The sequence below is a fragment of the Clostridium sp. AM49-4BH genome, from assembly GCF_003478335.1.
Taxonomy (GTDB): Bacteria; Bacillota; Clostridia; order Lachnospirales; family Lachnospiraceae; genus Butyribacter.
The window spans coordinates 54,865-66,191 of record NZ_QUFB01000012.1; the positions used below are offsets into that span (position 1 = coordinate 54,865).

11 protein-coding genes are annotated in these 11,327 nt (G+C 43.7%); 1 reads left to right on the top strand and 10 read right to left on the bottom strand.

What is annotated here, in order from left to right:
• Positions 1-32: 32 nt before the first annotated feature.
• The 8 genes from DW981_RS05280 to DW981_RS05310 form a co-directional block, all read right to left on the bottom strand.
• On the bottom strand, positions 33-491 hold the full coding sequence (locus tag DW981_RS05280; RefSeq protein ID WP_022024223.1) for a hypothetical protein: 459 nt from the start codon (positions 489-491) through the stop codon (positions 33-35).
• Positions 492-521: 30 nt separating this feature from the next.
• Positions 522-920 carry a hypothetical protein gene (locus DW981_RS05285; protein WP_022024224.1) on the bottom strand — a complete coding sequence of 133 codons (399 nt, stop codon included), beginning with the start codon at positions 918-920 and terminating at the stop codon, positions 522-524.
• 12 nt (positions 921-932) lie between these two features.
• A complete protein-coding gene (locus DW981_RS15025; RefSeq protein ID WP_182434143.1) occupies positions 933-1,718 on the bottom strand; it encodes a ComF family protein in 786 nt (261 codons plus the stop codon).
• Positions 1,642-3,900: an ATP-dependent RecD-like DNA helicase gene (locus DW981_RS05290; protein ID WP_118507016.1), complete on the bottom strand. Its 2,259-nt coding sequence runs from the start codon at positions 3,898-3,900 to the stop codon at positions 1,642-1,644. Before DW981_RS05290 ends, DW981_RS15025 begins: the two co-directional genes overlap by 77 nt.
• A gap of 162 nt (positions 3,901-4,062) precedes the next feature.
• Positions 4,063-4,392, bottom strand: a complete 330-nt coding sequence (locus DW981_RS05295) for a rod-binding protein (protein ID WP_022024227.1) — start codon at positions 4,390-4,392, stop codon at positions 4,063-4,065.
• Positions 4,393-4,595: 203 nt separating this feature from the next.
• Positions 4,596-5,411, bottom strand: a complete 816-nt coding sequence (flgG, locus tag DW981_RS05300) for a flagellar basal-body rod protein FlgG (protein WP_022024228.1) — start codon at positions 5,409-5,411, stop codon at positions 4,596-4,598.
• Between the two features lie 95 nt (positions 5,412-5,506).
• Positions 5,507-6,280, bottom strand: coding sequence for a flagellar basal-body rod protein FlgF (gene flgF, locus DW981_RS05305; RefSeq protein ID WP_022024229.1), 774 nt, complete (start codon positions 6,278-6,280; stop codon positions 5,507-5,509).
• A 100-nt stretch (positions 6,281-6,380) separates the two neighbouring features.
• The gene (locus DW981_RS05310) at positions 6,381-7,376 is read right to left on the bottom strand and encodes a rod shape-determining protein (RefSeq protein ID WP_022024230.1); all 996 of its coding nucleotides are present in this window, start codon (positions 7,374-7,376) and stop codon (positions 6,381-6,383) included.
• Between the two features lie 241 nt (positions 7,377-7,617).
• Here DW981_RS05310 and DW981_RS05315 point away from each other — a divergent pair, with 241 nt between their 5' ends.
• Complete coding sequence (locus DW981_RS05315) at positions 7,618-8,079, top strand: hypothetical protein (RefSeq protein WP_118507017.1); 462 nt, start codon at positions 7,618-7,620, stop codon at positions 8,077-8,079.
• A gap of 568 nt (positions 8,080-8,647) precedes the next feature.
• Here DW981_RS05315 and DW981_RS05325 read toward each other — a convergent pair.
• Together DW981_RS05325 and recJ are read right to left on the bottom strand one after the other, a co-directional pair.
• The gene (locus DW981_RS05325) at positions 8,648-9,139 is read right to left on the bottom strand and encodes a hypothetical protein (RefSeq protein ID WP_118507019.1); all 492 of its coding nucleotides are present in this window, start codon (positions 9,137-9,139) and stop codon (positions 8,648-8,650) included.
• Between the two features lie 94 nt (positions 9,140-9,233).
• The gene (gene recJ / locus DW981_RS05330) at positions 9,234-10,961 is read right to left on the bottom strand and encodes a single-stranded-DNA-specific exonuclease RecJ (RefSeq protein WP_182434145.1); all 1,728 of its coding nucleotides are present in this window, start codon (positions 10,959-10,961) and stop codon (positions 9,234-9,236) included.
• Between the last annotated feature and the right edge of the window lie 366 nt (positions 10,962-11,327).

Genomic DNA, 11,327 nt, shown 5'->3' on the forward strand with positions numbered 1-11,327 from the left:
TGCACATTTTCCGCAATAAGCATATTCTGGCCTCATTCAACACCGGAATAATGCAGCTCAACCTGCATCGTCCCAATCTCTGTGTCAAATATAACGTCCATCTGTTCCTTCATAACATCTTCATGCCGAATCTCACTTTGATAAAACGGCACTGATAAGCGCGAAACTTTTTTTAATGTATTATTCAAACTGGATACACCATGTCCACAAACAATATTAATATATTCTTTGATATACAATGGAATCTGTTCATCCGGCGGCAAACCACCACCATACATTTTTGAAACGATCTGTAATACCATTGACTCCGGCATATCACAAATAATTTCCATACGAAGATAGCCACTCGTACAGATCATGATCTGCCGTACGGGCTGCTGCAGGAATATTCCGTTGTCCTGTTTCCGTCTCTGTAATTGCAGCCCCAACAATTTTTGACTCACAGAAACGAACGCCTGCTCAAAGGCCTTGCTCACCATATCCATTTCCATAGTACGACCCCCTCTCAACTCATGGCTGTACTATTCACCCAAGAATCTCATCTTTGCAGATGCATCTCTCGCCTTCTTTTCAGCCGGTTTGCTCGTCTGATATAAACCGGAAAACGAGTTGGATAATGCGTTCTTGCATTCCTTACAGTATCTTCCGGTCAATATCGGTCTACCGCATTTCTCACATTCTATCGTGATTCCGGAACCCTTGGTAAAGGCCAAACGCTCCTCACGAACCCATTTTTTCAACTGCTGTACCGGTACTCCTGTATCTTCTGCTACCGTTGCCATGCCTGCCCCCGGATTCTCGCGAATGTATTCTTTCACATCCTGAAAGCGTTCCTCTAACTTCTTATTGCATTGAGGGCAAAGCGGTGAATTTGTATAGTTAAATAAATGACCACACATTTTGCAATTTCTAACGTCCATGTTATGCCTCCTCTACACACCTTTTCCTATACACACACATAAAAAATATACTTTATCGAACCCTGCCTGCAAAAGTGTCTGCGAGCAAGCTTCTACCGTACTTCCTGTCGTATAAATATCATCAATTATTATAGCACATTTTCCTTGTAAACACAACTTTCTATAGTCTGCTCTGCAACGAAACGCCCCCTGTAAATTACGGCTTCTCTCCCGTTTCGACAGTTCTTTCTGTGGTGCCGTATGTTTCACCCGCACTAACAGATCCGATCGCATTGGCAGACCGGATAATCTCGCCATTTCTTTTGCTATCTCTTCTGCCTGATTGTAACCGCGTTTCCGATATCTTTTGCTATGGACCGGCACCGGAACGAGCACCGGTTCTCGGATACGCTGCAGCCATTCTCTCTTGGCATCCCATAATAACCTTCCATATACTTTGCCGTATTCTGCTCGGCCTCCCTGCTTAAATCTCGCCATTGACTCCTGCATTTGCCCTGTATACAAAAGTACTGCTCCCCCCGCTGTAAAGCTATGTGGATGTGCTCTACAATCTGCGCAGCACATCTGATCCCGATCGATCGGTTTTCCACAATAGGGGCACAAAGGCTCCTGCAAAAAATGAAGCTGCTCTGTACATCCGCCGCAAAACCCCCGTTCACCAACCGCCAACACCTTGTCGCACCCCGGACACCTCGTTGGAAACACGATCTGCAATAGACTATCAATGATTAAGTTCAGCGTCTTCTTCCTCCATTTCTTTAATGCGCTGGCATAAACTTGAAAAACGTTTCTGCTCATTCACATTGTGGATCATCCCCTGTATAACTCTGCTGCTTCCCACTGTCGTTACACATTTCTTTGCTCTCGTCACCGCAGTGTATAGCAAGTTGCGTCCCAACAGCATTTTTGGACCACCAAGCACCGGAAGCACAATAGCCGGATACTCGCTGCCTTGGGATTTATGGATCGTAATTGCATAAGCCAGTTCCATTTCATCCATCTGGCTATACTCATATTCCACCATTTTTCCCTCTTCAAATTCAACGACCACCTGCTCCGCTACCGGTATGATCTCCCGAATGATTCCGGTATCCCCATTAAACACACCGGTCCCTTCTTCATATACATCGCCCAAGGACGTTTTCTTTGTCCAGCGTATCTGATAATCATTCTTGATCTGCATCACTTTATCTTTCTCACGGAATAACACCCCATGAAATTCTCGCTCCACCTTGCCTGCATCTGCCGGATTCATATATTGCTGCAGCACCTGATTCAAATGTTCCACACCTAACTCTCCCTTTCTAGTCGGCGTAAGTACCTGAATATCATAGGGAGAAGCATCTACATGCGGAGGAAGTTTCTGCATGATAAGCTGCACGACCACATTGATCACGGAAGCACTGTCTTTTCGTTCCAGATGCATAAAATCCGGCGATGCATTCTCTAGCGAGATTTCTTCGCCGCTGTTGATCCGATGCGCATTCATAACGATCTGACTTTCTGCAGCCTGTCGAAAGATCCGATGCAGCCGCACAACAGAACAAAATTCCGCCTGGATCATATCTTTTAAAACATTACCCGGTCCTACCGATGGCAGCTGATTCACATCGCCAACTATGATGAGACGCGTTCCCGGAACAATAGCACGAAGAAGCGCATTCATCAAATAGATATCGACCATAGAAAACTCATCTATGATCACAACATCCGCTTCCAACGGCTGTTTCTCATTACGCTCAAAATGCATTGTTCCCTGCGTATCCCCTTCACTCACGCCACCATTGATCTCGAGCAGCCGATGTATTGTCTGCGCCTCCCATCCAGTCGTTTCAGACATTCTTTTTGCGGCACGTCCGGTTGGCGCCGCCAGCAAAATATCCAACCCTTCCTGTTCAAATACCTGTAAAATAGTATTGATCGTCGTCGTTTTACCGGTACCCGGCCCACCGGTTATAATGGTTACACCATTTTGAACAGCCTGATACACCGCTGTTTTCTGTAGTTCATCTAACTCTATCTCCTGCCCCTTTTCAACCTTTCGCACCATTTTAGCAAGTTCTTTCTCAGATAGCTCGTAGGAAATATTAAGATCTAACAGCATGCGTGCACAATTAAGTTCCATATAATACAGCGTACTCAAATAAATACAGCGCTCTTGATCCTGTTCACAGACCTTTAATTCTTTATTCAACATCATCCCCTCTAAGGCATCGGAAACGACCCCCTCATCGACCAATAGAAGCTCTGATGCCTCTCTGATCAGCCAAGACTCCGGCAAATAACAATGTCCCTGTGTTCCGGATTGCTGCAAAGCATACAGAATACCTGCATTGATCCGAAACTCCGAATCAGAAGCAAATCCAGCCTGGCGCGCAATCTCATCGGCAATCTTAAAGCCAATTCCCTGAATATCTTCCGCCAATCGATAAGGATTGCGTTTCAGGATCTCATACATTTCATCCCCATAATATTTATATATCTTAACAGCCATTTTCATGCTAATACCGTAATCCTGCAGGAAAAGCATTGCCTGGCGCATCTGCCGCTTATCGTTAACCTGTTCTGCTATGCGTATCGCCATTTTCTCACTGATGCCTTTGACCTCTGCCAATCGTTCCGGCTCACGTTCAATAATTGTAAATGTGTCCTCTCCAAACCGCTTCACAATACGTGCTGCCAGTGCAGGTCCAACACCTTTTATCGCACCTGATCCCAAATATCTCTCAACAGCAACTGAGTCTTTTGGTTGTTTTTCTTCGTACGAATCCACCTGTATCTGCGGACCATAATTTTTATGTATCACTTCTCTGCCGGTCACTTTCAAATACAGCCCCTCGGCAACATAAGAAAACTGTCCTACACAGCACACTTCCTCTTCTTCCTCTGCATCTACCAAAAATAATACGGTATATCCATTTTCTTCATTTCGAAAAGTAATACGCTCAACATATCCTTCCCATTCAATCTGCTCGCTCACTATAACCTCCTCGTCAAGTTTCCTACAGTGCCAAGCATAACAATACCAGCATCTTGCTATGCGCCACCCTTCACAATAAAATGATCAGTTCCTATCCATTTGAAAAAGCCACTGTAAACACAGTGGCCCCATTGTCTCTATTTAGACAGATCACATATACGATCAGTTACGCTTCATTGAGTCATATAGCTGCTTAGCAAGACCAACCTGACCACTTTCTGTAATCGCCTCCGCGTAGCTTTGGTTCAAAGTATCCCCAAAATACTGCATATATTCACCGTCATCTTCTTCGCTTTTTACCATTTTGCGCGCCTGTTCAATGATCTTTTGTACAAAATAGGTTTCAAATCCTTTGCAGGCATCCATCAACTCTTCATCTGTCGAATCACTATTTACTGCATTCAATGCGCTTTGCGCCTTCGAGCCGGTCGCAGACTGCACTGACTGCTTATAGCTGTCATACATAGATGAAATATCATATACAGAACTCATTGTTAACACCTCACATCATCCCATGAAGAAATCTTTCAAAAGATCTCTCATCCTCTTTTCGAAAGAATCTTTTCAAAAACTTCGCATTCTCTCAGAAGCAATCTTCTAAAGCATTTCATGGTAATTCCAAAAACAACCGTTTCAAAAGCCTCGCATTGCTCTTAAAAACCGGCATCCTCGTCTATATTATTACATCTGAAACGTTATGATCTCAGATTATTTGCCTGCTGCAACATTTCATCCGATGCAGTGATCGCCTTCGAGTTCATCTCATACGCTCTTTGAGTAACGATCATATCCACCATCTCATCAACCGCCTGCACACTGGATGCTTCTAAATATTTATTCTTAATAACACTTCTACTCAACGCTGTGTCCTGCCCCTCGATACGGGCATCACCAGAGGCCGCTGTTGCCTGAAAATAACTATCCCCGATCTTATTAAGACCGGCAGGGTTATTAAACTGAGCTGCTCCAATAGTAACCCCGGTCAAATGCGGGTTGTTGTCCGCTCCACGTAACATGATGCGTCCATAATTGTCAAACGATAATTTAGTAACATCTGTCGTACCATCAAATGTAATCGGATTACCTTCAGAATCCAAAACCGCATAACCTTCTGCTGTTGACAACTGATAACCGGTACCATTTACAGCCATTGTAAAATGACCGTTTCTTGTGTATGCCGTAGAGCCATCCGGCATTTGGATCATAAAAAATCCGTTTCCCTGGATTGCGAAGTCAAAATCGCCTTCTGTATGTGTAAGTTCTCCCTGCTCAAATTCGGTGCTGATCGCAGCTACCTTAACACCAAGTCCAACCTGTGCTCCGATCGGTTTTGGATTTCCCTCATTGTCTGTCGTCTTTTTTTGTATCGTCTGATACAACAAAGACTGAAACTCTAGTCTTTCTTTCTTGTATCCGGTCGTATTAATATTTGCCAGATTGTTTGAAAGATTGTCCATTGCGGTCTGCTGTGCTTTCATACCGGAAGCAGCAGTCCAAAGTGATCTCATCATGATAGACGCTCCAATCTGCCACACTGCTTATATTCATCAGTCAATTTTCATATATATTAACCAACAAACATCCCAGTGTAACTCTTTCCTAATAATTATACTTTACCAATTTCATTTGCAGACTTCTGAAGCAGAGAATCCTGTGTCTGGATCATCTTCTGTCCCGCTTCATATGCACGTGTAATATTGATCATTGATACCATCTCCGATATTACATTGACATTAGACTGCTCCGTATATCCCTGTTCGATCTGAGCTTTTGCATCTATCTGCGTTGCTCCTGCCACTGCCCTAAACTTGTTATCTCCGTATAAGTCAAGATAGTTATAATCTGCAAAGTTAGCCAATGCGATCGTATCGACATACTGACCGTCCGCATAGATCGAGCCATCCTCCTTGATCGCGATCTCATGAGCATCCGTGGACACCTGAATATCTCCACCATTGCCCTGCAAATGATTGCCATCTGCATCTACTATGTAACCGTCCTGCGTACACTTAAAGGTACTGCAACGGGTATACATCATCTCATCTTTACCCTGTTTGTCTGTGACACGAATTGTAAAAAATCCATCTCCCTGTATCGCAAGATCATAGGTATTCCCCGTCTCTCGAAGATTCCCCTGACTCCAATCCATGTAGGTCTCGCCAATCTTTACGCCGAGATTCATCGTTCCGATATTCTGATCAACATATCCTACAGAACCATCTCGGATCTTTACTGCCATCATGTCCTTAAAAGAACGGCTGGTGACATTTTCTTCCTTGTAACCGATGGTCGCCGAATTTGCCAAGTTATTCGATATAATATCCAATCTGCGCTGTTCATTCCGCATACCGGTATATGCTGTGTACAATCCTCTGACCATTCGTCGTCCTCCTTCCAGACTAACCTATGTATTATAAACGGACGAAGAGTGCTCTTCGTCCGCTCTGTAAAATATATATCGTCACAATCGATCAATTTCTTTACTCGTCGTCACGTTTTCCTGCTAAAAATTCTACAAACTTACCGGTTCCCACTGCAACTGCTGTCATTGGATCCTCGGCTGTCATAGTGTTGATTCCTGTTTTCTCCTCAATGAGCTCTTCCAAACCATATAACAAACTTCCGCCACCGGTCAAAACAATACCTCTGTCCGCAACGTCTGCTGCAAGCTCAGGCGGAGTCTTCTCCAATACCGTGTGTACTGCTTCTACAATCTGTGACGTGATCTCTTTCAGAGCATCTAATGTTTCATCTGATGTTACAGTGATCGTCTTTGGAAGTCCGGTCACCAAGTTACGGCCGCGTACATCCATCGATACAACCTCCGGACGTTTGTATGCAGATCCGATCTTTACTTTGATCTCTTCCGCTGTACGCTCACCGATCAATAAGTTATGTGTCTTACGCATGTAACGGACAATTGCATCATCAAAGTCATCTCCAGCCACCTTGATGGAAGTACTTACAACCGTACCGCCAAGGGAGATAACAGCAATATCAGAAGTACCACCTCCGATATCAACGATCATGTTACCACATGGACGTGAAATATCGATACCTGCTCCGATAGCCGCTGCAATCGGTTCCTCAATGATTGCAACTTCTCTTGCTCCAGCCTCATATGTTGCATCTTCTACTGCTTTCTTCTCAACCTCGGTAACACCACTTGGAACACAAACACTGATACGAGGTTTGCGGAAACGAGACTTACCACAGGACTTCTGAATAAAGTAACGAAGCATCTTCTCTGTTACTGTATAGTCTGAAATAACACCCTGACGCAATGGACGAACAGCTACAATATTACCCGGCGTACGTCCTAACATCAAACGAGCATCCTCACCAATTGCCTTAATCTTATTGGTATCTCTGTCGAACGCCACAACGGACGGCTCGCGCAGAACGACACCCTTTCCCTTTATATATACAAGTACATTCGCTGTACCTAAGTCAATACCAATATCGCTACCAACCATGACTGTTCTCCTTTCGCTTCTGTTATTTTCTATTTTTTCCATAGTTTTACTAATTAAACATACTCGCATGTATTATATACTATTTTTTGAAAATAGAAAAGCAATTTTTGTGTTTCTTCTCGAAATTATCACATTTGTATCTAAATTGTAAGAATTTCGTAATATTGTAGTGCATTTTGACTTTCTTTCTCGCTTCTTCTATAATATTTTGATACAATACACACCTAAAAAGGGGGTTCCTATGTCTTATACCGATCACTCTGTAAAGCAGGAAATCGTAATACTAAGCCGCTATAAAGGATTACGCAGCAGCCGTTTTTTGACAGTCTTATTGTCTTTGTGCAGCATTAACACCTTATACCCTGCCGGCATATTATTTACATTAACCGGTCTAATACTGCCGCTCATGATCACCTTTGCAGCTCCGGAACAAAAAAAGAAAGAACCACTCACACAATTGTCCTCTCTGATGAGACAATACCGTTTTAACACGATCCGTTTCACCGCAGAACGTTGGAGCAGTTCCTTCCTTTTGTTATTTTTGATCGCATGGCAATGGCAGCTTAACCAATCGCAGACCGGACTGTTGTGGCATTATTTTGCCGGTGCACTCTTTATCGTTTATGTACTGCTTCGAATTGCCTTTACCATAGCTTATCGTATTTATTTTCATTATCAATATACACATATGAACTTTTTGTAATCTGAGTAATTCAAACTTCCCATACCTCATCATCTCACACAACCACATATTGCTTATTATGTCAGTAGAATAATAGCTATTTTGCAGCCGATAAAGTAAATTATCCTGCCATCAACAAACTAAGACAATTGCTGCAGAACGCAGAGTTTTTACGTGATTTCTTATTTTGTTAAGTCTCTGATGATTACATGCCTGAAGGATTGTCTGAGATGTCCCGGTCTAGCAAGGTATCATCAATTTTTGGACGGGACGCTTTCGCTACGATGCGCTACGTTACGTTACTTAATGTCTCTGAGATACGAGACATAAGTAACGACGAGCGCAAAGTCCCTTTCAAAAATGATGATTACCTTGCTTCCGGGACTTCGAGTTTCCGAAAGGCATGTAAATCAACCATCAGAGACAACAAAATTTAGAAATCACTGTGAAAACTAATTGTGGCAAAGCAATTGCTATAGTTTGTTGATGGCAGGACTCACTATATAGTAGCTGCAAAATATGATTAAACCATTGACATAATAAGCAATATGTGGTTCGAACAGTAACTTCCGGTATGGGAAGTTACCTATCAATAAATAATTTCTCCCAGCGCCTGTTCCACCATTTGATCTGACTGTTCTTCGATCTGGTCGAAATCATACTGTATACTGTCAGCGTATGCCTGCTGTGCTGCCGAAACACTCGTACCGGAAGTCTTTGTCTGCTGTTCTGCCTGCATATTGTCAGAAGACTCCACACCATTAATATACTGCACACTATCTGTCGTCTGTGCCGAATCCGATGTAGGCTGCAAATAGGACTGCAATATATCAGAAAACGAATTGCCGGTTCCTGTCGTGCTGATACCTTCCAATCCGCTCAACAGCGTGCTCACATCCGAAATACTTCCTGTACCAAAAGATGCCGAATTCTGCAAAGCACCTAATACACTCGACAGATCATTAGCCGACTGTACTCCGGTATTAGTATTACCGGACAATGCGTTCAACATTGTACTGGTTGAATTATTATTGATCATATATTGATAAAAAAGGTCTTTATCTAATGATACATTTGCCATATCTATCCTCCATGTTTCATCGTAACATATTCCGATATTCAGCCATGATCCCCCTATGAAAAATCAAGCTTCGTTATATAGTTTATCGCATATTTTATTGGCAGTCAATAAGTTGCAATTGCAGCGAACCATATCGTTCATTGATACTGACAGAGAACAAAATATCAACCGTATATTCTCCCCGCTCTCCCTGCTTTAACCTTTCCCACACCTGTTCACCATAACGATCACGCACCGCATTTCCAATGCATTCTTCCCCGCTAAAATCCACTGCCTGATATATTTTTCCATTTTCCACAAAACGCACCTGTGCAATATGCATATCCGCTCCACACATTCGGATCTGGGCAATCTGTGCATCACGTTTTGCAAACACTGCAGGCGCATTTTGCTCTCCGGTCGGTTCCATCCAAGAAAGCTGCGTAACAAGTGTCGTATCCATTTCCGCTAAAGCGACCTCTCTGTCATATGTCACCTTTTCGATCAATTGCTCCTGTGTCAAGCTGCAATGTGCTAACAAAGCAGACTTAAGCCCCTCCAACTGCTCTCTGCGAAGTGAAAAACCCGCTGCGGCTGCATGACCACCAAACTCCGTCAAATATTTCTGACATGCCTGCAGCTCTTGCTGCATATGATATCCCGGAATGGATCTGCCAGACCCTTTCAGGTGATCACCCGAATCTGTAATAACATACACCGGTCGGTAAAATTGTTCTCGAAGATTTCCGGCTACGATTCCTGCAACACTTTCATGACATTCCTGCAAATATACAACCAGCACCGGCGGCAATGGCTGCTTCTGCACTTCTTCTGCCGCCTGTTTTGTCATTGAGCGCGTTCTCTCCTTGCGCTCTTCATTTGTCTCTACGATTCTTGCCGCTCTTTGTGCTGCGCATTCCGCATCTGTCTCCATAAAAAGTTCCAAACTCTCTGTTGCATCTCGTAACCGCCCCGGAGCATTGATGCATGGGCCGATCCGAAATCCCAGATCCATTGCTCGAATCTCTTTGTGAAAATCCAAATGTTTTATCAGTGCATTTAGGCCTATATTGCCCGTCTGATGAATCCCCGCCAGCCCCCTTCGAACAATGCTGCGATTTTCGCCATAAAGCGGAACAACATCACACACCGTTGCCATCGCCGCAAAAGGAAGCAGTTCACGGTCACATCCTTTTTTACCGGCTCTGTGGTATAATTCATAAATCAATTTATAGGCAATGCCTGCCCCGCACAATTGCGGATATGGGTAATTGTCTACGCTCTGTTTTGGATCAACGATAACATCTGCCGATGGCAGCAGCTCTTCGCCGTCTTTCATCGGCACTTCGTGATGATCCGTCAATACAACCGTCATCCCAAGTTCTTTGGCTGTTTGGATCGGCTGTCCTGCCGAGATTCCGTTGTCGCAGGTGATGATCGTATCAACTCCCTGCTCTTTCGCCTCAGTGACCATATAATCGCGGATCCCATAACCATCTTTTTGGCGATGTGGAAGCCGAAAGCTGACATCTCCCCCTAAACTGCGCAATCCATGACATAATATGTATGTGGACATCACGCCATCTACGTCATAATCTCCGACAATATGCATTTTTTTACCCTGTGACAACTTCTGTTCTATAAGATCAGCCGCTTCACACAGTCCAAGCATTTCTGACGCCTTAGGAATCGATACCATATCATCAAACAAATATCCGTCCATCGATGCCCAATCATACAGTCCTCGTTTTACAAGAACCTCGGCAAAAGTCTCCGATATATTATATCTTGCTGCAACCTTTGAAAGATCAGCCCTGCAGCGCGTTGTTACCCATTGCTTCATTAGTTGTTTCTCCATTCTTCCTCTGTTATAATAATCATACACTCAACCTTCGCACATTGAAGGTTGCCGCCTGGCCACATATTGCTTATTATGTCGATAGCCATATCATATTTTGCAGCCACTACCTAGTGGATTCTGCCATCAGGAAACTATAGCACTTGCCTTGCCGCAATTAGTTTTTACGTGATTTCTTATTTTGTTAAGTCTCTGATGAATACATGCCTGAAGGAATGTCTGAGATGTCCCGGTCTAGCAAAGTATCATCCATTTTTGGACGGGACGCTTTCGCTACGATGCGCTACGTCACGTTACTTAATGTCTCTGAAGTACGAGACATAAGTAACGACGAGCGCAAAGTCCCTTTCA